Source organism: Burkholderia sp. SRS-W-2-2016, from assembly GCF_001931485.1.
GTDB lineage: Bacteria > Pseudomonadota > Gammaproteobacteria > Burkholderiales > Burkholderiaceae > Paraburkholderia.
On sequence record NZ_MSDV01000038.1, the window covers coordinates 1 to 22,455 of the forward strand.

Annotated in this window: 20 protein-coding genes, 2 tRNA genes and 1 pseudogene; 2 read left to right on the forward strand and 21 right to left on the reverse strand. The window is 63.1% G+C overall.

Features of this window, described 5'->3' with window-relative positions:
- Nucleotides 1-202: 202 nt before the first annotated feature.
- From BTH42_RS17275 to BTH42_RS17360, 17 genes and pseudogenes are all read right to left on the reverse strand, one after another.
- Nucleotides 203-562, reverse strand: a complete 360-nt coding sequence (locus BTH42_RS17275; protein WP_075301558.1) for a DUF488 domain-containing protein — start codon at nucleotides 560-562, stop codon at nucleotides 203-205.
- Nucleotides 563-776: 214 nt separating this feature from the next.
- Nucleotides 777-941, reverse strand: a pseudogene (locus BTH42_RS36345) (3-oxoacyl-ACP reductase); the annotation flags it as partial.
- 148 nt (nucleotides 942-1,089) lie between these two features.
- A tRNA-Pro gene (locus BTH42_RS17285) sits at nucleotides 1,090-1,166 on the reverse strand.
- A 79-nt stretch (nucleotides 1,167-1,245) separates the two neighbouring features.
- On the reverse strand, nucleotides 1,246-1,680 hold the full coding sequence (locus tag BTH42_RS17290; protein ID WP_075301560.1) for a MerR family transcriptional regulator: 435 nt from the start codon (nucleotides 1,678-1,680) through the stop codon (nucleotides 1,246-1,248).
- Nucleotides 1,681-1,724: 44 nt separating this feature from the next.
- The gene (locus BTH42_RS17295; RefSeq protein WP_075301562.1) at nucleotides 1,725-2,135 is read right to left on the reverse strand and encodes an integration host factor subunit alpha; all 411 of its coding nucleotides are present in this window, start codon (nucleotides 2,133-2,135) and stop codon (nucleotides 1,725-1,727) included.
- 68 nt (nucleotides 2,136-2,203) lie between these two features.
- Complete coding sequence (gene pheT / locus BTH42_RS17300; RefSeq protein ID WP_075301564.1) at nucleotides 2,204-4,639, reverse strand: phenylalanine--tRNA ligase subunit beta; 2,436 nt, start codon at nucleotides 4,637-4,639, stop codon at nucleotides 2,204-2,206.
- Nucleotides 4,640-4,803: 164 nt separating this feature from the next.
- Nucleotides 4,804-5,817 carry a phenylalanine--tRNA ligase subunit alpha gene (gene pheS, locus BTH42_RS17305; RefSeq protein WP_075301566.1) on the reverse strand — a complete coding sequence of 338 codons (1,014 nt, stop codon included), beginning with the start codon at nucleotides 5,815-5,817 and terminating at the stop codon, nucleotides 4,804-4,806.
- Nucleotides 5,818-5,975: 158 nt separating this feature from the next.
- Nucleotides 5,976-6,335, reverse strand: coding sequence for a 50S ribosomal protein L20 (gene rplT / locus BTH42_RS17310; protein ID WP_006052502.1), 360 nt, complete (start codon nucleotides 6,333-6,335; stop codon nucleotides 5,976-5,978).
- 29 nt (nucleotides 6,336-6,364) lie between these two features.
- Nucleotides 6,365-6,562: a 50S ribosomal protein L35 gene (gene rpmI / locus BTH42_RS17315; RefSeq protein WP_006052501.1), complete on the reverse strand. Its 198-nt coding sequence runs from the start codon at nucleotides 6,560-6,562 to the stop codon at nucleotides 6,365-6,367.
- Between the two features lie 258 nt (nucleotides 6,563-6,820).
- Nucleotides 6,821-7,345 carry a translation initiation factor IF-3 gene (gene infC / locus BTH42_RS17320; RefSeq protein ID WP_075301568.1) on the reverse strand — a complete coding sequence of 175 codons (525 nt, stop codon included), beginning with the start codon at nucleotides 7,343-7,345 and terminating at the stop codon, nucleotides 6,821-6,823.
- A 50-nt stretch (nucleotides 7,346-7,395) separates the two neighbouring features.
- Nucleotides 7,396-9,303: a threonine--tRNA ligase gene (gene thrS / locus BTH42_RS17325; RefSeq protein WP_075301570.1), complete on the reverse strand. Its 1,908-nt coding sequence runs from the start codon at nucleotides 9,301-9,303 to the stop codon at nucleotides 7,396-7,398.
- A 251-nt stretch (nucleotides 9,304-9,554) separates the two neighbouring features.
- Nucleotides 9,555-9,631, reverse strand: a tRNA-Val gene (locus tag BTH42_RS17335).
- Nucleotides 9,632-9,727: 96 nt separating this feature from the next.
- The gene (locus tag BTH42_RS17340; protein ID WP_075301572.1) at nucleotides 9,728-11,971 is read right to left on the reverse strand and encodes a bifunctional (p)ppGpp synthetase/guanosine-3',5'-bis(diphosphate) 3'-pyrophosphohydrolase; all 2,244 of its coding nucleotides are present in this window, start codon (nucleotides 11,969-11,971) and stop codon (nucleotides 9,728-9,730) included.
- 78 nt (nucleotides 11,972-12,049) lie between these two features.
- Nucleotides 12,050-12,403, reverse strand: a complete 354-nt coding sequence (locus tag BTH42_RS17345; RefSeq protein ID WP_075301574.1) for a RidA family protein — start codon at nucleotides 12,401-12,403, stop codon at nucleotides 12,050-12,052.
- A 102-nt stretch (nucleotides 12,404-12,505) separates the two neighbouring features.
- Nucleotides 12,506-13,414 carry an alpha/beta fold hydrolase gene (locus tag BTH42_RS17350; protein WP_075301576.1) on the reverse strand — a complete coding sequence of 303 codons (909 nt, stop codon included), beginning with the start codon at nucleotides 13,412-13,414 and terminating at the stop codon, nucleotides 12,506-12,508.
- 290 nt (nucleotides 13,415-13,704) lie between these two features.
- Nucleotides 13,705-14,346, reverse strand: coding sequence for a CoA transferase subunit B (locus tag BTH42_RS17355; protein ID WP_075301578.1), 642 nt, complete (start codon nucleotides 14,344-14,346; stop codon nucleotides 13,705-13,707).
- Nucleotides 14,347-14,348: 2 nt separating this feature from the next.
- Entirely contained in the window at nucleotides 14,349-15,053 is a 705-nt protein-coding gene (locus BTH42_RS17360) for a CoA transferase subunit A (protein WP_075301580.1), read from the reverse strand.
- Nucleotides 15,054-15,322: 269 nt separating this feature from the next.
- Between BTH42_RS17360 and BTH42_RS17365 the strand changes: the two genes are divergently transcribed.
- A complete protein-coding gene (locus BTH42_RS17365) occupies nucleotides 15,323-15,868 on the forward strand; it encodes a LuxR C-terminal-related transcriptional regulator (RefSeq protein ID WP_075301582.1) in 546 nt (181 codons plus the stop codon).
- Nucleotides 15,869-15,926: 58 nt separating this feature from the next.
- On the opposite strand, the gene BTH42_RS17370 is transcribed toward BTH42_RS17365, so the two are convergent.
- Both BTH42_RS17370 and BTH42_RS17375 read right to left on the reverse strand, forming a co-directional pair.
- The gene (locus BTH42_RS17370; RefSeq protein ID WP_075301584.1) at nucleotides 15,927-16,358 is read right to left on the reverse strand and encodes a thioesterase family protein; all 432 of its coding nucleotides are present in this window, start codon (nucleotides 16,356-16,358) and stop codon (nucleotides 15,927-15,929) included.
- Nucleotides 16,359-16,458: 100 nt separating this feature from the next.
- Nucleotides 16,459-17,235 carry an SDR family oxidoreductase gene (locus BTH42_RS17375; RefSeq protein WP_075301586.1) on the reverse strand — a complete coding sequence of 259 codons (777 nt, stop codon included), beginning with the start codon at nucleotides 17,233-17,235 and terminating at the stop codon, nucleotides 16,459-16,461.
- Nucleotides 17,236-17,422: 187 nt separating this feature from the next.
- Here BTH42_RS17375 and BTH42_RS17380 point away from each other — a divergent pair, with 187 nt between their 5' ends.
- A complete protein-coding gene (locus BTH42_RS17380; RefSeq protein WP_075301588.1) occupies nucleotides 17,423-19,096 on the forward strand; it encodes an electron transfer flavoprotein-ubiquinone oxidoreductase in 1,674 nt (557 codons plus the stop codon).
- Between the two features lie 110 nt (nucleotides 19,097-19,206).
- Here the strand turns inward: BTH42_RS17380 and aroC are convergent, their stop codons facing one another.
- Together aroC and BTH42_RS17390 are read right to left on the reverse strand one after the other, a co-directional pair.
- Entirely contained in the window at nucleotides 19,207-20,307 is a 1,101-nt protein-coding gene (gene aroC / locus BTH42_RS17385) for a chorismate synthase (RefSeq protein WP_075301590.1), read from the reverse strand.
- Nucleotides 20,308-20,383: 76 nt separating this feature from the next.
- The gene (locus BTH42_RS17390) at nucleotides 20,384-22,321 is read right to left on the reverse strand and encodes an MFS transporter (RefSeq protein ID WP_075301592.1); all 1,938 of its coding nucleotides are present in this window, start codon (nucleotides 22,319-22,321) and stop codon (nucleotides 20,384-20,386) included.
- Between the last annotated feature and the right edge of the window lie 134 nt (nucleotides 22,322-22,455).

A 22,455-nucleotide genomic window follows, 5' to 3' on the forward strand; every position in this document is an offset into this window, starting at 1 on the left:
CGGTCGCCATTCCCCTTTGGGGGCGTTGTGTTCTCTTTATCGTGTTTGGGTGTCCGTATTATATTCTTTTGGTGTTTTTGGGTTTGGGGGGGGGTTGAGGGTTGGGTGGGCTGCTGCGGTTCGGTGTTGCTGCCGACCGCATGCACGCGACGATCGTGTTTGGCGAAATCTGTCCGACGCGTGTGCCCGCACACATCCCGTGTCAGCGTTTTTGAACGTACTGCTGCAGCACCACCGCCTGGTTGTGCTCTTCGTCGCGCGCGCCGTACACCAGCGTAACCGGCCCTTCCTCGCAAAGCGCGCGCAACCGCGACACCGCCTCGTCGTTCGCATCGAGTTCCCGCCGGTACTCGCGCTGAAACTGCTCCCACCGCTCCGGATCGTGATTGAACCACTGCCGCAGCTTCGTGCTCGGCGCGATCTCTTTCAACCATAGCGTCAAGCCAGCCCGCTCTTTCCTGATGCCACGCGGCCACACGCGATCGACGAGCACGCGCGCGCCGTCTTGCGGCGACGCCGGCTCGTAGATTCGTTTGATCTGCACGTTGTGATGCGAGCGCATGTCGATGTTTCGCTATGGAAGAGTTAGCGACGACTTTTAGCGTAGTGACTTCCCCATAGCATTGCAAGCGGACGGCTGTCTTCCGGCAGACCGAAATACTCAGTTCTGCCACGGATATTTTCCAGTCGAGCGGATCCAGGCCATTGAGAAACTCGTGCGTCCGCGGTTGATGCAGCGGCGTCCTGATGATGCCCGGCGCGACCGCATTCACGCGGATGCCGCTGCGCGCATATTCGATCGCGGGCGAGCGCGTCATCGCATCGAGCCCGCCCTTAGTCAGATCGACGAGACCCGACGGCATAGCCGCGATCGGCTGATCGACCAGTGCCGCCGTGGGCAGGCTCGCAACGACCTGCCGGTCGGAACCGTGGTCGAACATCCGGTGCAAGCGTTTGCGGATAAGCAGGGATTGTTTGCGGCTTGAGGTCGTGGACCACGTCGTGACGCGTGCTCACGCAGTGAGTGCGTATCAACCGCCAGAAACGAAAAAAGGACCTACGGCTTTCACCATAGGTCCTTCTATTCTTTGGTCGGGGCGAGAGGATTTGAACCTCCGACCACCTGCACCCCATGCAGGTACGCTACCAGGCTGCGCTACGCCCCGAACAGCAAGAAATTATAACAGACACTTTATTCGATTAGAACCGCCAGACGGAAAACTAAACTCCGTCTCGCGGCATCGGCTATTGATGTCCACCGAGCAGATCGATCACGCTTTGCAGTTCCTTGCGCAACTTCTCGACATCCACCGCATCCCCGGCGCGCTCCACAGGGGCCGCGGAAGTCTGCACCGCCGCTGCCCCGCTACCCTCGCCTTCGTCGCCCATCGCGTCCGGCGCAGCACCGCCGCCATGCGAATCGAGCCGGTTACGCGCGCCGTTGATCGTGAAGCCCTGTTCGTACAGCAATTCACGAATCCGGCGGATCAACAGCACCTCGTGATGCTGGTAGTAACGACGATTGCCTCGCCGCTTGACCGGCCTCAACTGGGTGAACTCCTGCTCCCAGTAACGCAGCACATGAGGTTTCACGCCGCATAGTTCGCTGACCTCACCAATCGTGAAGTAGCGCTTAGCTGGAATCGGAGGCAACACGACTTTTTCGATCGTCGCGGTCATCGTCAGTTAGCCGTGATGGATTGCGCAAAAGCGCGCCAGTCAGATCAGCGCGCGAAGCTCGCTTCAGCGCCGTTCTCGACGAGCGCCTTCAGCTTTTGACTTGCATGAAACGTCACCACACGACGCGCGGCGATCGGAATCGCCTCGCCGGTCTTCGGATTACGGCCCGGACGCTGCGGCTTGTCGCGCAACTGAAAGTTACCGAAGCCCGACAGCTTGACGCTGTCGCCGCTCTCCAGCGCGTCACGGATCACTTCGAAGAAGGCTTCGACCATGTCCTTCGCTTCCCGCTTGTTGAGCCCGACATTGTCGAACAGCAACTCGGCAAGTTCCGCCTTGGTGAGCGTCGGCGTTTCGGTGGAAACGACGGCGGGTGATGTCGGAATATCTCGAATCATGGCGCTGCGTTGCGCCGTAAGAAGGGCTTCGAAATCACTCGAGTTCATTTCATTCATATCTATCAAATGGCGCGCCAAGCATAAAACAATGGATGCGGAAACAGCCGTGCAATTGTCAAATGCGGTTATCCGCGCAACCGTGCGCCATATACTCGAGCCAGACGTTCCACCAGAGTTTGAATAGCCAGATCGACCGTTTCATCCTGAAGGGTTCCGCCAGTATCTTGCAAGGTCACACGGAACGCAAGGCTTTTCTCGTGCGCGGCCAGACCACCGGAAGTGTTTGATTTTGGACGGAATTCGTCGAAAAGCGCAACCTTCTGAACGCTCTTGCAAGCAGGTTCCGACAGGGCCTTCTGAAGCTCGTCGAGCAGCGCCTGGACCTCGATTTTTTGATCGACGACCACCGCGATATCACGTCGTACCGGCGGGAATTTCGATACTTCCGACGGAACCGGCAATACTCGCTGCATTAATGCTTCCGCTTCGATTTCAAACAGAATCGGCGCATGCGGTAAATCATATTTTTGCATCCAACGCGGATGCAATTCGCCAATCCAGCCGACCGCGCGACCATTCAGCTCGATACGCGCACTGCGTCCCGGATGGAGCGCCGGATGCTCGGCCTTCACGAAGCGCGCAGTGGCCGGCGCGACCAGCGCCTCGAGATCGCCCTTCACGTCGAAGAAGTCAACGGCACGCGTTGCCGCGCCCCACTGCTCTTCCAGTGCCGGACCATAGGCGAGGCCGCCAATCATCTTCGGCTGCGCGAAACCTTCGACGGTCAGCTCACCAGCCTTGATCGACGGATCGTGCAGGAACACGCGACCGGCTTCGAACACGCGCACGCGGTCCGCGGCACGACGGTTCAGGTTGGTGCGCAGCACGTGGATCAGGCTGCCGAACAGCGTGGTGCGCATCACCGACAGCTGGCTCGCGATCGGATTGAGCAGACGCACCGGGTTGCTGTTGCCCGCGAAGTCCTGCTCCCACTCGGCATCGACGAAACTGAAGTTCACCGTCTCCGCGTAGTCGCGCGCGGCGAGCGCGTGACGGATCGTGTGGATCGAGCGCTGCGTTTCGTTGGTCGCGCGCATTTCGCTGGCGGCGACCGGCGGGTTTGCCGGGATCTTTTCGAAGCCGTAGATACGCGCGACTTCTTCGATCAGGTCTTCTTCGATTTCGATATCGAAGCGGTACGACGGCGGCTGCACCGCGAACGTATCGCCGTCGCGCTCGAACGTGAGACCGAGGCGCGTGAAAATCTGCGCGATTTCATCGGCGCCGATCTGCACACCGATGATGCGATTCGCGCGCGACACCCGCATCTTCACCGGCGCGCGCTTCGGCACGTTGACGATCTGATCGTCGACCGGGCCGGCTTCGCCGCCGCAGATATCGAGAATCAGCTGCGTGATGCGCTCGATATGCTCGACGGTCGTCGCATAGTCGACGCCGCGTTCGAAGCGATGACCCGCGTCGGTCGAGAAGTTGTACTTGCGCGAGCGGCCGCGAATGCTATCGGGCCACCAGAACGCGGCTTCCAGATAGATGTTGGTGGTGTCGAGCGTGACGGCCGTGCTGTCGCCGCCCATGATGCCCGCGAGGCTTTCGATATGCTGCTCGTCGGCGATCACGCCGACCGTTTCGTCGAGTTCGACCGTGTTGCCGTTCAACAGCTTCAGCGTCTCGCCCTTGCGGCCCCAGCGCACGTCCATGCCGCCGTGGATCTTGTCCAGATCGAACACGTGCGACGGACGGCCCAGTTCGAGCATCACGTAGTTCGAGATGTCGACGAGCGCGGAAATGCTGCGCTGACCCGAGCGCTCGAGACGCTCGACCATCCATTGCGGCGACTTCGCGCGCGCATTCACGCCGCGGATCACGCGACCCGAGAAACGGCCGCACAGATCGGGCGCCGAAATCTTCACAGGCAGCGTTTCGTTGAGCTTCACCGCAACCGGCTTGATCTCGAGCGGGCGCAGCGGCGCACCGGTGATCGCCGAGGTTTCGCGCGCGACGCCGAACACCGACAGGCAGTCCGCCTTGTTCGGCGTCAGCTTGATTTCGAACACGGTGTCGTCGAGGTTGAGCGTATCGCGGATGTCCTGGCCGATCGGCGTGTCTTCCGGCAGGATCAGCAGGCCGCTATGGTCTTCCGAGAGTTTCAGCTCGCGCGCCGAGCACAGCATGCCCTGGCTTTCCACGCCGCGCAGCTTCGACAGCTTGATCGCGAACGGGGCGCCGCCCTCTTCGGCCGGCGGCAGTTGCGCGCCCACCAGCGCGACCGGCACCTTGATGCCGGGCGACACGTTCGGTGCGCCGCACACGATGTTCAGCGTCGCGCCGGTGCCGGCGTTGACCTGACACACGTTGAGCTTGTCCGCATCCGGATGCTTGACGACTTCCAGCACCTGGCCGACGACGATCTTCGAGGTGGGCGGCGCAGCCGGACGCAGGTCTTCGACTTCGAGACCCGCCATCGTCAACGCATGCGACAGCTCCTCGGTGGTCAGTTGCGGATCGACAAAAGTTCTGAGCCAGGATTCCGGAAATTGCATGGTTCTGTGTTCGTTCTGATCAGGTTAGGTCCACGTCCGGCGAATGCCTCGTGTCCGTAATGCACCGGTTTCGGACCGGCCCACTCGGCGCTGCCGGGGACGCTCGCGGCACGCATTCGATGCGCCACCGCGTTCTATGCTTGGTCGCGCTCGCGCGCGCCGCTTCACGCGAATTGACGCAGGAAACGCAGGTCGTTTTCGAAGAACAGGCGCAGGTCCTGCACGCCGTAACGCAGCATCGTGAGACGCTCGAGGCCGCTGCCGAAGGCAAAGCCGATGTAGCGCTCAGGGTCGAGGCCCATGTTGCGGATCACGGTCGGATGCACCTGGCCCGAGCCCGAAATCTCGAGCCACCTGCCGGCGTTCTTGCCCGTTTCGAACTGCATGTCGATCTCGGCCGACGGTTCGGTGAACGGGAAATACGACGGCCGGAAGCGCACGAGAATGTCGTCGCGCTCGAAGAATTTCTTCAGGAAATCGGTGTAGACGCCCTTCAGGTCCGCGAAGCTGATGTCCTCGGCGATCCACAGGCCTTCGACCTGGTTGAACATCGGCGAATGGGTCGCGTCGCTGTCCACGCGATAGGTACGGCCCGGCACGATCACCTTGATCGGCGGCGTGTTGGTGCGCGCGTAGCGGACCTGCATCGGGCTCGTATGCGTGCGCAGCAGCAGCGGACGGCCGTCGGCATCCTTGCCGTCGACGTAGAAGGTGTCCTGCATCGAACGCGCCGGATGGTTTTCCGGGCTGTTCAGCGAGGTGAAGTTGTACCAGTCGGTTTCGATCTCGGGGCCGTCGGCCACGTCGAATCCGATCGTGCGGAAAATCTGTTCGACGCGCTCCCAGGTGCGCATCACCGGATGCAGGCTGCCCGTGCTGGCGCCACGACCCGGCAGCGTCACGTCGATCGATTCGGCGGCCAGACGCTGGTTCAGCAGCGCGTCGGCGAGGGCCTGACGGCGTGCGGTCAGCGCGGCTTCGACCTGCTGTTTGACGAGGTTGATCCGTGCGCCTTCGGTCTTGCGCGTGTCGGGATCGAGTTTGCCAAGGCCCTTCAACAGTTCGGTCAGCGCGCCCGATTTACCGAGAAAGCGAGCCTTCTCGTTCTCGAGCGTGGTGACGTCGGGGGCTTCTGCGAAGGCTTTTTGCGCGTCGGCGACAATCTGGTCCAGATCCATTGATCCCATCATTTCAACGTCAGTGTTCTATCGAAACAAAACTGGTTCTACCAACAAAAACGGGGCTCGGTGAGGAGCCCCGTTTTTGTTGCAGCGTCACCGAGACAACCGGATATTCGCTGCTACGAACCACGCAGTTTTAATTGCCAGAAGCGCAATCAGGCTGCAACGGCGGCTTTCACCTGCTGAACGATCGCAGCAAAAGCAGCCTTGTCGAACACAGCCATGTCGGCCAGCACCTTACGGTCCAGTTCGATCGACGCCTTCTTCAGGCCGTTGATGAACACGCTGTACGTCATGTCGTGCTGACGCACCGCCGCGTTGATACGCGTGATCCACAGTGCGCGGAACACACGCTTCTTGTTGCGGCGGTCGCGGTAGGCGTACTGGCCTGCACGCATGACCGCCTGCTTGGCGATGCGATAGACGTTATTGCGACGGCCGCGGTAACCCTTGGCCAGCTTGATGATCTTCTTGTGACGGGCCCGTGCGGTAACCCCACGTTTTACTCGAGGCATGTTTCGCTCCTATGAGTGTCGGTTAAGGGTTAAGCGAACGGCAGCATTGCGCGAACGGAGTTCAGATCGGAATCATGAACTGCCGTGGAGCCGCGCAGATGGCGTTTGTTCTTGGTGGTCTTCTTGGTAAGAATGTGACGCTTGAAGGCCTGACCGCGCTTGACGGTACCGCCCGGACGCACCACGAAGCGCTTTGCAGCACTCTTCTTGGTCTTCATCTTCGGCATGACAACTCCATTATTAGATGGACATGGGTGTGCGGTCGGCCAGATAGCCATTTCCCGCCCTTCGAAACCCACTCCACTTGGTATGCAGACCGCCGATACCGCCAGCGGCCGCTTTCCGGGACCCGCCGCGCACTTGCGTACGCGCCGTTCCGAAACCTTCCTGCGCCGCACCGGACACCCGGCACGACGACAAACAAACCTGCGCCACCGGAGCGCGCGCCACACGGCGCGCCGCCGCTCCGGATCACTACTGAGCGCTTACTTCTTTTTCTTCGGAGCGAGCACCATGATCATCTGGCGCCCTTCCATCTTCGGCATCTGCTCGACCTGACCGACTTCGTCGAGGTCGGTGCGCAGGCGTTCGAGCATGCGCATGCCGATTTCCTGGTGAGCCATTTCACGGCCCCGGAAACGCAACGTGATTTTGGTCTTGTCGCCGTCTTCGAGGAAGCGAATGAGGTTGCGCAGCTTGACGTTGTAGTCACCGTCGTCGGTACCCGGGCGGAATTTGACTTCCTTGACCTGGATGACCTTCTGCTTGAGCTTGGCCTCGTGTTGCTTCTTCGCTTCCTGGTACTTGAACTTGCCGTAGTCCATCAAACGGCAAACCGGCGGAACCGCTTGCGGAGCGATTTCAACCAGATCGACGTCCTGTTGTTCCGACATACGGAACGCCTCAGCGAGCTTTACGATGCCGAGCGGTTCGTTCTCGACGCCGACCAGTCGCACCTCGGGTGCAGTGATCTCACCGTTGATGCGGTGCGCAGACTTATCAGTAGCGATGTTACGTTTCCTCTAAAAATTAAAAAAAACGAGCCGGGCTGCCAAGTGGCTCAGTTGAACGACTGCACGTCCTGGCGCAGACGCTCAATGAAGGAATCGACGGGCATCACACCCAGATCGACACCGCCACGGGCACGCACGGCTACCGTTTGTGCTTCACGCTCCTTGTCGCCGACTACCAGCAGGTATGGGACCTTTTCCAGCGTGTGCTCGCGTATTTTATAGCTAATCTTCTCGTTGCGCAAATCGGCCTCAACTCTAAGCCCTTGTTTTTGCAACGATTGGGCCACAGCCTGCGCATATTCAGCCTGGTTTTCCGCGATATTCATCACGACAACCTGCATCGGCGCAAGCCACGCGGGCATTGCACCAGCATGGTGCTCGATCAGAATCCCGAGGAAACGCTCCATCGAACCGACGATTGCCCGGTGCAGCATGATCGGCCGGCGGCGGCTGTTGTCTTCCGCCACGTATTCGGCGCCGAGGCGCTCCGGCAGCACCATGTCGAGCTGCAGCGTGCCGCACTGCCACGAACGGCCAAGCGCGTCCTTGATGTGATATTCGACCTTCGGTCCGTAGAACGCGCCCTCGCCCGGCAGCTCTTCCCACGTCACGCCGCATGCGGTCAACGCTTCACGCAGGCCCTGCTCCGCGCGATCCCACGTCTCATCGGTGCCGGCGCGCGCATCCGGGCGCAGCGACAGCTTGATCTCGACGTTGTCGAAGCCGAAGTCGCGGTAGACGCTCATCGCCAGCGTGTTGAACGCGATCGATTCGCTGATGAACTGATTTTCGGTACAGAAAATATGCGCGTCGTCCTGCACGAATCCACGCACGCGCATCAGGCCATGCAGCGCGCCCGACGACTCGTTGCGATGGCACGAGCCGAACTCCGCGTAACGCAGCGGCAGATCGCGATAGGAGCGCAGACCGTGATTGAACACCTGCACGTGACCCGGGCAGTTCATCGGCTTGATCGCGTAGTCGCGCTTTTCCGATTCCGTCGTGAACATGTTTTCACGATAGTTCTGCCAGTGGCCCGACGCTTCCCACAGCGAACGGTCCATGATCAGCGGCGTCTTGATTTCGAGGTAACCGGCGTCGTTCACGCGACGGCGCATGTACTGCTCGACCTGCTGCCACAGCGTCCAGCCGCGCGGATGCCAGAACACCATGCCCGGCGACTCGTCCTGCATGTGGAACAGGTCGAGCTGCTTGCCGAGCTTGCGGTGGTCGCGCTTCTCCGCCTCTTCGAGCATGTGCAGATACGCTTCCTGGTCTTCCTTCTTCGTCCAGGCCGTACCGTAGATGCGCTGCAGCTGCTCGTTCTTCGAGTCGCCGCGCCAGTACGCGCCCGCGACCTTCATCAGCTTGAAGACCTTCAGCTTGCCGGTCGACGGCACGTGCGGGCCGCGGCACAGATCCGTGAAGCCGCCGTGCGAGTACAGCTTGATTTCATCGCTGGCGGGAATCGATTCGATGATCTCGGCCTTGTACTTTTCACCGATGCTCTTGAAGTAGTCGACCGCTTCGTCGCGCGACACTACGCGGCGCGATACCGGCTCGTCCTTCTTCGCGAGTTCCTGCATGCGCTTTTCGATCTTTTCGAGATCTTCCGGCGTGAAGGGACGGCTATACGAGAAGTCGTAATAGAAACCGTTGTCGATGACCGGGCCGATCGTGACCTGCGCTTCCGGGAAGAGGTCCTTCACCGCGTACGCGAGCAAGTGGGCGGTGGAGTGACGGATGATATCGAGACCGTCTGCGTCCTTCTCGGTGACGATGGCGAGCGCCACGTCGCGATCGATCAGCGTCGACGTATCGACCAGCTCACCGTCGATCTTGCCGCCAAGCGCGGCTTTCGCGAGGCCGGGGCCGATCGAGGCGGCCACTTCGGCGACGGTCACCGGATGCTCGTACTGTCGAACAGAACCGTCAGGCAAACGTATCGAAACCATTGCGTTCTCCGTGGTGCCGACCGGCGGCGGCACATACAACCATCAAAAAAATCCAAAAAAAATGCGGCCCCGCTTTCGAGGGGCCGCATTCACATTTCATGCAAACTTCACTGGCGAAATTGGTCCTCGACTAGCGTCGCTCCGAAGTAGTCTCGGTCAACGTTCGCGGTGTCATAACCGTATTCGCCTTTTGCGCTCGAGGCGCTTACTGCGTTTGCGAAACCCCGGTTAGACCGGAGTTTCATTTTCGTTGGTAGGCTCGATTGGACTCGAACCAACGACCCCCACCATGTCAAGGTGGTGCTCTAACCAGCTGAGCTACGAGCCTGAAGAAACGAGAGTATATGGGGTCTAGCGGACCTTGGCAAGTACTTTTATGCGGAGACTTTAAATTCCGTCCCGGCCGCGCCAAACCGCCGGCGCGTCAATTCTTGCGCGTCGCCCTGACCACGCCCGTGACTTCGCCGAGCAGCGTGCACGCGCGCTGGATCTGCGCGGAGCTCGACACTTCGACGGTGAATTGCATGAACGCGGCGTTACGGCGCGATTGCGTCTTCACGCCGATCACGTTCATCTTTTCCCGCGCGAACACTTCGGAGATATCGCGCAGCAAGCCCTGCCGGTCGGTCGCCTCGATGCTGAGGTCGACCGGATAGACCGACTGGCCGCGCCCGCTCATCACATCCGCCGACCACGCGGTCTGCAGCACGCGCTCAGGTGCGCGCTCGGCCATCCGCTGGAACGTCGCGCAGTCGCTGCGGTGAACCGACATGCCCTTGCCGCGCGTGACGAAACCGGAGATGTCGTCGGGCGGCGCCGGCCGGCAGCAACGCGCGAGCTGGGTCAGCAACGCGTCGACGCCGACCACCAGCACCCCGGCCGACGCGCCGCGCGCGACGCTCGCGCCGCTGCTGCGCTTCTCGAACTTCTCCGGCGCATCGATTTCGGGCTCGGGCGGCGGCGCATCGTGCAGCGCCTGCTCGACGAGCCGCAAGCTGAACTCTTCCTTGCCGACGATCGAGAACAGGTCGTCGGTGGTCTTGAAGCCGAGCCGCGCCGCCAGCTGATCGAGATTGACCGACGTCTTGCCTTCGCGCTGCAAGGTCTTTTCGACCATCGCGCGACCGCTCGCGATGTGTTCCTGCAACTCGACCGCGTTGAACCACGCGCGCACCTTCTGCCGCGCGCGCGGACTCTGCAGATAGACGAGCTGCGGATTGAGCCAGTCGCGCGACGGACCGCCCTCCTTCACCGCAACGATCTCGACCGTCTGACCGTTCTGCAGCGGCGTGTTCAGCGGCACCATCGCACCATCGACGCGCGCGCCGCGGCAGCGATGCCCCAGCTCGCTATGCAGGTGATACGCGAAGTCGATCGGCGTCGCGCCGTGCGGCAGTGGAATCACGCGCGCCTGCGGAGTCAGCACGTAGATCTGGTCGTCGTCGAGCGTGGCCTGGCGCAGTTGCTCCCACGGCTGCGCCGCGCGCTCGTCGCCGTGCTCGCCCTCCGAGACCTCGTCCTTCCACGCAAGCAGTTGACGCAGCCACGCGATCTTCTCGTCGTATTTTTCGTTCGCCGCGAAGGTGCCGCCATAGCCGCGCGCGCCCGCTTCCTTGTAGCGCCAGTGCGCGGCCACGCCGTACTCGGCGAAGCGATGCATTTCCTGCGTGCGGATCTGCACTTCGAACGCGCGGCCGTCGTCGCCGATCACGACCGTGTGCAGCGACTTGTAGCCGTTCGGCTTGGGTCGCGAGATGTAGTCGTCGAACTCCCTCGGCACCGGCTGCCACAGGTTGTGCACGATCCCGAGCACGGTGTAGCAGTCCTTGATGTCCGGCACGATCACGCGGAAAGCGCGCACGTCGTAGAGCTCGGCGAAGTCGAGCTCCTTGCCGCGCATCTTGCGCCAGATGCTGTAGATATGTTTCGGGCGGCCGCTCACTTCCGCGCGGATATGCGCGGCGGCCAACTCCTGCTGCAAGCGTTCGATCGCCTGGGCGACATAGCTTTCGCGCTCGACGCGCTTTTCGTCCAGCAGCTTCGCGATGCGCTTGTAGGTGACCGGTTCCTCGAAGCGGAACGCGAGGTCCTCGAGCTCCCACTTCAATTGCCAGATACCGAGCCGGTTCGCGAGCGGCGCATAAATATCCAGCGTTTCGCGCGCGACGTCCGGCGACGGCGTGATCTTCGCCGCCGCGTAATAGCGCAGCGACTGCAACCGCGACGCGAGCCGGATCAGCACCACGCGAATGTCCTGCGCGAACGCGAGCAGCATCTTGCGCAGCGCCTCGACCTGCGCGCGACGCGCGGCCTGCGCATCGCGCCCGGCCTCGGGCATCGCGTTCTGCGCGGCCCGCAAACTGACCGTGCCGAGACGCAACAGCTTGCGCACGTCGCCGACCAGCTGCGCGACCTCCTCGCCGAAGTTATCGGCGATCACGCGCTCCGGGTCGCGCAGGTGCGGCGTCAGCGCGAACAGCGCCGCCGCCAGCACCGCCGGCGGATCGACGTTGAGCTTGCGCATGATCAGCGCAGTGCCCTCCGCGTGATCGGCGAGCAGCTCGCCCGACGACAGCCGCACCTCGCCCGCATGCTCGCGCACGAACGCCATCGCTTCCTCGAAGGAAGGATAAGGATGAGGCGCGTTCGTAACGGTTTCGGTATTCATGGTGCGACGGCCCGCCGGGCCAGACGATTCAACGGGATTTCAACAACGCCGCGGTCCAGCGGTTGGACCAGCGGCGGATTAGCTGCGCTGCGCGGCGACCACGACGATTTCGACGAGGCACTTCGGGTTCGCGAGCTTCGCTTCGACGGTCGCGCGCGGCGGCGTGTCGCCCTGCGCGACCCACTCGTCCCACACCGCGTTCATGCCGGCGAAATGCACCATGTCCGAGATATAGATCTGCACCGACAGCAGCAGCGACTTGTCGCTGTTCACTTCGCCCAGCAGACGGTCGATGTGGCCCAGCACTTCGCGCGTCTGGCCGGTAATGTCCTGCGCGTCGTCTTCGGCGATCTGGCCGGCGAGGTAGACGGTGCCGTTGTGCACGGCGATTTCCGAAAGACGCTTGCCGACGTGGTGACGAATGACTGCCATGAAAAATCCTGAGCTGGTTGGTTAATCGATATGCATCCGATCGAATGCATTTCGCATGACACTCCGGATCAAGCCGATGGAAATGTCATGCGGAACTTAACATTATCGCGCGTTCGCGGCCGCGCCGATAAAGAACTGCCGCGCGAGCGCGATCTGATCGGCCGCGAGAAACGCCGGCGCATGCCCGACGCCGGCGATTTCCGCGCTCGACACCGCCGGCCCGGTCGCGACCATTTTCGCGACGGTGTCGCGCGACAGCAGATCCGACTGCTCGCCGCGCACCACCAGCACCGGCCCCTTGAACGCGCCGAGCGCATGCCACAGCGCCGCCTCGCCGAGCTTCGCGGCTTCTTCGGTGACAGCCGCAAACGGCTGCGCGATGCGCGGGTCGTAGCGCAGCATCCACCCGCCATCCTGCTCACGCAGCAGCGGCGTATTGATTTCGCGCCATTCGTCCGCCGTCAGCGGGCCGAAGCTTTGCGCGAGTTGCGCCGCGTAGTCGACACCCTGCTGCAAGCTCTCGAAGCGCGCGGGCTTGCCCAGGTAATCGCCGATCCGCTTCACCGCGACCGGCTCCAGATGCGGCCCGACGTCGTTCAGCAGCAGCTTGCGAATCGGCGTGTCGGGCAGACCGGCGAGCGCCATGCCGATCAGCCCGCCCATCGAGGTGCCGAACCAGTCGACCGTGTCGACGTCGAGCCGCGCGATCAGCGTCACCATGTCGGCAACATACTGCGGCACCGCGTAGAAGTTGGGGTTCGCGAGCCACGACGACAAGCCGCGGCCGACCACGTCCGGGCACACCACGCGGTAGGTATCGGCGAACTCGGCGGCGACGCGATCGAAGTCGCGGCCCGACCGCGTGAGGCCGTGCACGCACAGCAGCACGCGCGGATTGTCCGGGTCGCCCCATTCCGTATAGGCCACGCGATGCAGGCCGGCGCCGCTCGCACATTGCACATAGCGTTGACGCGGCTCGGGCCGCCCGGCGGCGGAAGTCGTTGCGGTCATCTGGGATCCTTGCAAAAAGGGCTACGGATTGGCTCGATCGATACACGCTGACGCGGGCACGACGCAATCGACACGCCCCACCCGCGTTCAATCTGTCGACGATTGTAAACCGCTTCGCCGCGCGGCAAGGATCGGCCAGAAGGCATAGGAAGGTCCGCTCGAAGCGCTCACGCACGCCCGCGCGCGCCGCGCCAAAAGCAGAACGGGCGAGACTTTCGTCTCGCCCGTCCGGACTACGCTGTTGCCGCCCCCCCTCGTCACAGCAACGGGAAGGCAGCTTCGCAAACCGCTTAGCTCACCGCGCTCACATCCAGCGGCGCGCCGGTCTTCGCCTTGATTTCGTCGACGCTGACGCCCGGCGCCAGTTCGGTGACCTTCAGGCCCGCGTCGGTCACTTCGATCACGCCGAGGTCCGTGATGATCTGATCGACCACGCCCACACCGGTCAGCGGCAGCGTGCATTCGTCGAGGATCTTGTGCTGGTCGCCCTTCGCGACGTGCTCCATCAGCACGACCACGCGCTTGACGCCGGCGACCAGATCCATCGCGCCGCCCATCCCCTTGATCATCTTGCCCGGAATCATCCAGTTCGCCAGATCGCCCTTCTTGCTGATCTGCATCGCGCCGAGAATCGCCAGGTTGATGTGGCCGCCGCGAATCATCGCGAACGAATCCGCCGACGAGAAAATCGACGAACCCGGCAGCGTCGTCACCGTCTGCTTGCCGGCGTTGATCAGATCGGCGTCGACTTCGTCTTCGGTCGGCGACGGGCCGATCCCGAGCAGGCCGTTTTCCGACTGCAGCCACACTTCGACGCCGGCCGGCACGTGGTTCGCGACCAGCGTCGGCAGCCCGATACCGAGGTTCACGTAAAAGCCGTCCTGCAGTTCCTTCGCCGCGCGCGCGGCCATTTCGTCACGAGTCCATGCCATGATCAGTCTCCTTTCGCGCGGACGATGCGTTGTTCGATGCGTTTCTCCGGATGCGCATTCAGCACGATGCGCTGCACGAAGATGCCCGGCGTGTGGATCGCGTCCGGATCGAGTTCGCCGACTTCGACGATCTCCTCGACTTCCGCGACGGTGATGCGGCCGGCCATCGCGCACATCGGGTTGAAGTTGCGCGCGGTGCGGCGATAGATCAGGTTGCCGGACTTGTCGGCCTTCCATGCCTTGACGAGCGCGACGTCGGCGGTCAGCGAATGCTCGAGCACGTAGTGGTTCTCGCCGAACTGGCGGGTTTCCTTGCCCTCGGCGATCAGCGTGCCGTAGCCGGTGTTGGTGAAGAACGCCGGGATGCCCGAGCCGCCGGCGCGCAGCTTCTCGGCGAGCGTGCCTTGCGGGGTGAATTCGAGCTCGAGTTCGCCGGCCAGGTACTGGCGCTCGAACTCCTTGTTTTCGCCGACGTACGACGAGATCATCTTCTTGATCTGGCGCGTCTCGAGCAGCAGGCCGAGGCCGAAACCGTCGACGCCCGCGTTGTTGCTGATGCAGGTGATGTTCTGCACGTGGGTATCGCGCAGCGCCGCGATCAGCGCCTCGGGAATCCCGCACAGCCCGAAGCCGCCGACGGCGAACGTCTGGCCGTCCTTGACGATGTCCTTCAGCGCCTCGGCGGCGCCTGGATAGACCTTGTTCATCAGTGTGTCCCTTCCTCTATGGAAATCCGAAACCGGTTGCCGGCCGCCGGATATTTGCGGCCGGCATCGCATCAAGCGAGTTTGTGCGCCGCTAGCCGATGCCGCTACGTCATTCTAGTCATCCGCGGCGGGACCCGCGACGCGCTTGCCCAACTCGCGCCCGTGCCCGCCGCGGCGTCTTGCGCCGCGTTGTCATCTGCCCGAAAGAGTACGCTGGGCGCGCCATACGGCACAATACGCAAAAATACATAAGTACTTGCCGCCCGCCCATGCCCGCCCTGGATTACCGCACCGCGTTTCACCTCGCCCCGATCGGACTCGTGCTGTCGCGCGAACGCTTCATCGAGGACTGCAACGACCAGCTCGCATCGATTTTCGGTTACCCGCGCGACGCGTTGATCGGCCAGTCGTTTCAGGTGCTGTATCCGTCGGCGGATGAATTCGAGCGGATCGGCGCGCGCATTCCGCCAATCATGACCGCCCAGGGCAGCTACGCGGACGACCGCATCATGAAGCGCGCGAATGGCGAACTGTTCTGGTGTCATGTGACCGGGCGTGCGCAGCAACGCTCGGACCCGCACGCGGCGGGCGTCTGGACCTTCGAGGATCTGAGCGCGACGCGGCGGGTCGCGGTCGAGTTGACGCCGCGCGAGCGGGAGATCGCCGCGCAACTGGTGACGGGTAAAACGAGCAAGCAGATCGGCCGCGCGCTCGAGATCAGCCCGCGCACGGTCGACGTGTACCGGGCGCGGCTGATGCGCAAATACGATACGGGGAACGCGACCGAGCTGTTGCAGCGGCTGCTCGGTAATTGACGGTGGGGAAATGGAAGGCCCGAGGTCCCGGGCCTTCGCGAGCCGCGATCCGGCGGGATCAGTCAGCCTTGACCAGCGCCGCCTGCTCGATCGCCGCGCGCAGCACGTCGGGCACCGGCACCGACTTGCCGGCCGCATAGTCGATCCACACGCAGCGCGCGGCGCCGCGAGCATACAGCGTGTCCGGCTGATCGGCGCGCACGAGTTCGAACGCGGTATCGAAGCTGCTGCGCCCCGGCGTCGCCACCGACATCCGGCCGATCACGTCGCCCGGGTAATGCAACTGCTTCAGAAACTCCATCGACGCATTGACGATCACCGGCCCCTGCCCGTCCGCGCTACTGCCGATAAAGCCCATGTGCTCGAACCACGAAATCCGCACCTGCTCCATATAGCGGAAATAGACCGTGTTGTTGACGTGGCCGAAAGCGTCCATGTCGCCCCAACGAATCGGCATCTTCATTTCGAAAACTGCGTGAAAATCGCTCATTCTTTACTTCCGTTGTTCCCTTGCTGCTTTTGAAGCGGTGAAACCTCGAAGCGTTGGTACGTTGAAAAAAGCCGGTGGCCGGCGACCGTTTCAGCAGCGCTCAGGCGAGCCCGAAACCGTCGTCGGCGGCAATCACCGAGCCGTTGATGAACTGCGATTCGTCCGCCGCCAGCAGCAACAGCAGGCCGTCCAGATCCTCCGGCTTGCCGACGCGATGACGCGGCAGCAGCGACACCAGCTTCTGCCCCTGCTCGGTCGACCAGTGATGATGGTTGATTTCGGTGTCGATATAACCCGGGCAGATCGCGTTCACGTTGATCCCGTGCTTGCCCCATTCGAGCGCCATCGCTTTCGTCATATGGACGACCGCGGCCTTGCTCATCGAGTACAGGCCGATCTGCGGCAGCACTCGCAGCCCCGCCATCGAAGCGATATTGATGATCCGGTACGACGGTTTCTGCGCGCCGTTGCCGCGCATGATCATGCGCTTGGCGACTTCCTGCGCGACGAAAAACGCGCCGCGCGTATTGGTGTCGAACACGTATTCGAAGTCCGCCGGGGTCACCTCGGAGAGCTTCTGGGTGGTCGACACGCCCGAGTTGTTGACGAGGATGTCGATCGTGCCGGCCTCGGTTTCCGCGTGCGCGACCGCCGACTTGATGCTCTGGTAATCGGTGACGTCGAGCGAGACGACATGCGCCGCGCCGCCCGAAGCCTCGATTTCCGCGCGCAATTCCTTCAACCGCTCGGTGCGCCGGCTCGCCAGCACGACCTTCGCGCCCGCCTGCGACAGCACCTGCGCGAAGCGCTTGCCCAATCCGCTCGAAGCGCCGGTGATCAGCGCTACCTTGCCTTCCAGATTGATCGAACGGCCCATTGTCGTTCCTTGTTCGGTGGTAGTGACGACTGCGGTTGACGGGTGCGGTAGGACCATCGCTGCGGGCCGATACCGTATCACAAAATAGAACGATCGTGCTAATCGGTTTCCACCGGGTTGCGGTGCGGGAATCGTTCGCCCACAATACGAACCCGAAAAAAGCATTCTAACGGTAAGAGGAGCATCAATGACCCCCGCAAGTCTCATTGAGCAGTACGGCCCGCGCGAGTCGATGGAGTATGACGTCGTGATCGTCGGCGGCGGCCCGGCTGGCCTGTCGGCGGCGATTCGCCTGAAGCAGCGCGCCGCCGAGAAAGGCGTCGAGCTGGGCGTGTGCGTACTGGAAAAGGGCTCGGAGATCGGGGCGCATATCCTGTCGGGCGCGGTGATGGACCCGCGCGCGCTTACCGAACTGATCCCGGACTGGAAGGAAAAAGGCGCGCCGCTGACCGTCGACGTGACCGAGGACCGCTTCCTGTTCCTGACGGAAACCGGCTCGAAGAGCGTGCCGACCTGGGCGTTGCCGGACAATTTCAAGAATCACGGCAACTACGTGATCAGCCTCGCGAACGTCACGCGCTGGCTCGGTCAGCAGGCCGAGGCGCTCGGCGTCGAAATCTTCCCGGGCTTTCCGGCTGCCGAAGTGTTGTACAACGACGACGGCTCGGTCAAGGGCGTCGCGACCGGCAATCTCGGCATCGGCAAGGACGGCGAGCCGACCGAGAACTTCCAGCTCGGCATGGAGCTGCACGCGAAGTACACGCTGTTCTGCGAAGGCGCGCGCGGCCACCTCGGCCGCCAGCTGCACGACAAATTCAAGCTGCGCGACGGCGTCGACCCGCAGGTCTACGGGCTCGGCATCAAGGAACTGTGGGAAATCGATCCGGCCAAACACAAGCCGGGTCTGGTGATGCACACCGCCGGCTGGCCGCTGGAGAACGACACCTACGGCGGCTCGTTCCTCTATCACATGGATAACAACCAGGTCGTGGTCGGCTTCGTGGTCGGCCTCGGCTATTCGAATCCGTATCTGTCGCCGTTCGAGGAATTCCAGCGCTACAAGACCCATCCGGCGATCCGCGCGATTCTCGAAGGCGGCAAGCGCGTGTCGTACGGCGCGCGCGCGATCACCGCCGGCGGCCTGATGTCGCTGCCGAAGCTGGTGTTCCCGGGCGGCGCGCTGGTCGGCGACGACGCGGGTTTCCTGAACGCGTCGCGGATCAAGGGTTCGCACGCTGCGATCAAGACCGGCATGCTCGCCGCCGACGCCGCGTTCGACGCGGTGCAGGCCGGCCGCCAGGCGGACGAACTGACCGCTTACCCGGAAACGTTCAAGACCTCGTGGCTGCACACCGAGCTGTATCGCGCGCGTAACTTCAAGCAATGGATGAGCAAGGGCCTGTACCTGGGCACGCTGATGGTCGGGATCGAGCAGAAGCTGCTGGGCGGCAACGTGCCGTGGACGCTGCATCACCAGCATTGGGATCACGAAATGCTGAAGCCGGCGTCGCAGTGCAAGCCGATCACCTATCCGAAGCCGGACGGCAAGCTGACGTTCGACCGGCTCTCTTCGGTGTTCATCTCGAACACCAATCACGAAGAGAACCAGCCGGCGCACCTGACGCTGAAAGACGCGTCGGTGCCGGTCAACGTGAACTGGCAGACCTATGCGGGTCCGGAGTCGCGCTACTGCCCGGCCGGCGTCTACGAGTTCATGAAGAACGACGACGGCAACGAGCGTCTGGTCATCAACGCGCAGAACTGCGTGCATTGCAAGACCTGCGATATCAAGGACCCGACGCAGAACATCGTCTGGGTCACGCCGGAAGGCGGCGGCGGTCCGAACTATCCGAATATGTAAGCAGGTAGTCGCCCAATGAAATCGGGGCGCCCGGCGAAAGCCCGGCGCCCCGATTTTTTTGCCAGCGCCGCGGCGCGCGGCGCTGTGTGATTGCGTGACGGCGCCTGGCGTTACGGCGCGCTTGCCGCGATCTTCTGCGTGCTGACCTCGACGTCGCCGCATTGCGCGCGATGGCGCAGCGCGTGATCGATCAGCACCAGCGCGAGCATCGCCTCGGCGATCGGCGTCGCGCGAATCCCAACGCACGGGTCGTGGCGTCCGAAGGTTTCGACGACCGCCGGCTGGCCGGCCTTGTCGATCGAGCGACGCGGCGTGCGGATGCTCGAAGTCGGCTTGATCGCGATCGACACCGTGATGTCCTGGCCGGTCGAAATCCCGCCGAGCACCCCACCCGCGTGATTGCCGACGAAACCTTCCGGCGTCAGCTCATCGCCATGCACCGAGCCGCGTTGCGCGACGCTCGCGAAGCCCGCGCCGATCTCGATGCCCTTCACCGCGTTGATGCCCATCATTGCGTGCGCGATGTCCGCGTCGAGACGGTCGAACAGCGGCTCGCCGAGACCGACCGGCACGCCCGAGGCGACCACGTTGATGCGCGCGCCGATCGAATCGCCGTCCTTACGCAGCGCGTCCATATACGCTTCGAGCTGCGGCACGATATCCGCATTCGGCACGAAGAACGGGTTCTCGCGCACCTGCGCCCAGTCGACGAACGGCACGTCGATCTCGCCGAGCGCCGCCATGTAGCCGCGAATCTCGGTACCGAACTTCTCGCGCAGCCACTTCTTCGCGACCGCGCCCGCGGCGACCGTCGGCGCCGTCAGTCGCGCCGACGAACGGCCGCCGCCGCGATAGTCGCGAATTCCGTATTTCTGCCAGTAGGTGTAGTCGGCGTGACCCGGGCGGAAGGTCTCGGCGATGTTGCCGTAGTCCTTGCTGCGCTGGTCGGTGTTGCGGATCAGGAGCGCGATCGGCGCGCCGGTGGTCTGGCCTTCGAACACGCCCGACAGGATCTCGACCTTGTCTTCTTCCTGGCGCTGCGTGACGTGGCGCGACGTGCCGGGCTTGCGGCGATCGAGTTCGAGCTGGATGTCGGCTTCGCTGAGCGCCATGCCCGGCGGGCAGCCGTCGATCACACAGCCGATAGCGGGACCGTGCGATTCGCCGAAGGTCGTGACAGTGAAAAGCGTACCGAGGGTGTTGCCGGACATGGGCGTCGTCCAAAGAAATGCGGGGAGAACGCTATTATGCCAGCCCGCCTGGCTTCAACGCTCGCCCCCCGCGCCGCTATTTGCGCGCGCCGCGCAGCTCCGTCACGATCTGCTGCAGCTTTTCCGGCGTCGCCAGTTCCGGCTCGAGCGGCTCGCCGACCGCCAGACTCAGCCGGCTCATCACGCCCTTGTGGATCGGCCGCGGCCAATGCGCGTCGATCGAGCGCGAAAACACGCTGCCCCACAGCCCGCGCAACGCCATCGGAATCACCGGCGCCGGCGTACGCGTCACGATCTCGGTCACGCCGTGGCGAAACGGATTCATTTCGCCGGTGCGGGTCAGCTTGCCTTCCGGAAAGATGCACACGAGTTCGCCGTCGGCGAGCGCCTGCGCGCACAGATCGTAAGCACGCGCGAGCAGCGCCGCGTCCTGATGCGCGGGCGCGATCGGAATCGCCTTCGCGTGCCGGAACAGCCAGCCGATGAACGGCGAGCGGAAAATCTGATGATCCATCACGAAGCGGATCGGCCGCGGGCTTTCGGCCATGATCACGATCGCGTCGACGAAGCTCACGTGGTTGCACACCAGCACCGCCGCGCCCTTCTGCGGAATCCGCTCCGCGTGCACCAGCCGGATCCGGTAGAACGTATGCACGAGCACCCACGCGACGAAGCGCAGCAGGAACTCCGGCACCAGCGAATAGATGTAGCCCGCGACCACCACGTTCAGCAGCGCGGTGACGAGAAAGATCGCCGGAATGCTGAAGCCCGCCGCGGTCAGACCCATCGCCATCAGCGCGGAAACGATCATGAACAGCGAGTTCAGGATATTGTTCGCCGCGATGATCCGCGCGCGGTGGCTCGGCTGGCTGCGGCTCTGAATCAGCGCGTACAGCGGCACGCTATAGAAGCCGCCGAACATCGCGAGCAGGAACAGGTCGGCGAGCACGCGCCAGTGCGCGGGCCGCGCGAGGAATTCGCCGACGCTCAGCAGATGCCCGGCCTGCGGCAGCGCGTGGCTCGCGAAAAACAGATCGATCGCGAACACGCTCATGCCGATCGAGCCGAGCGGCACGAGACCAACTTCGATCCGCCGTTTCGACAGCTTTTCGCACAGCAGCGAGCCGCTGCCGATCCCGATCGAAAACGTGCCGAGCAGCACCGTCACGACGTCCGGATCGGCGGACAGCACGTCTTTCGCGAAATTGAAGAACGACGCGAGGAAGGTCGCGCCGACGAACCACAGCCACGAAATGCCGAGCAGGCTCAGGAACACCGTGCGGTTTTCGCGCGCGAGCTTCAGATTGCGCCACGTTTCGCTGACCGGATTCCAGTTGATGCGCAGGTCGGGCTGCGGCGCGGGCGTGGCCGGCACGAAGGCCGACACCGCGCGGCCGATCAATGCGATCGCGATACACGCAAAGGCCAGCACCACCGCGCCATGCTCCGCGAACCCCGCCCCCGCGCCGCCGACGATCGTGCCGAGCAGAATCGCGACGAACGTGCCCATCTCGACCATCCCGTTGCCGCCCACCAGCTCCTGCTTCGACAGATGCTGCGGCAGATACGAGTACTTGACCGGCCCGAATACGGTCGAATGCACGCCCATCAGGAACGTGCACAGATACAGCAGCGGCGCGCTATGCAGCCAGAAGCCCGCGCCGCCGACCAGCATCACACCGATCTCGAAGGTCTTCACGAGGCGCGTGAGCAGCGCCTTGTCGTACTTGTCGGCGATCTGGCCCGAGGTCGCCGACAGCAGCACGAACGGCAGGATGAAGATCGCCGAAATCAGGAACGCCGCGGTCTTCGGGTCGACGCCCGAAAAGCGCGCCGCCTGATACGTGACCAGCGACGTGAAGCCGATCTTGAACACGTTGTCGTTCATCGCGCCGAGAAACTGCGTCCAGAAAAACGGCGCGAAACGGCGCTGACGAAGCAGCGCGAACTGGGATTCGTGCTGGTCTTGCGCGTGAGCGGCGCGACGGGCGGCAGGCAACGGACGATCGTTCATAAGGTTCGGGAAACGGCAAGCGGGTCTGGCAACAACGGGGCGAAACGGGGCTGAACGGGGCTGGCAACGGCACAGATGGGCGGACACAAAAAAAGCGCACGCTCTCGCGTACGCTCCCTGTCAGATCCCGCGCG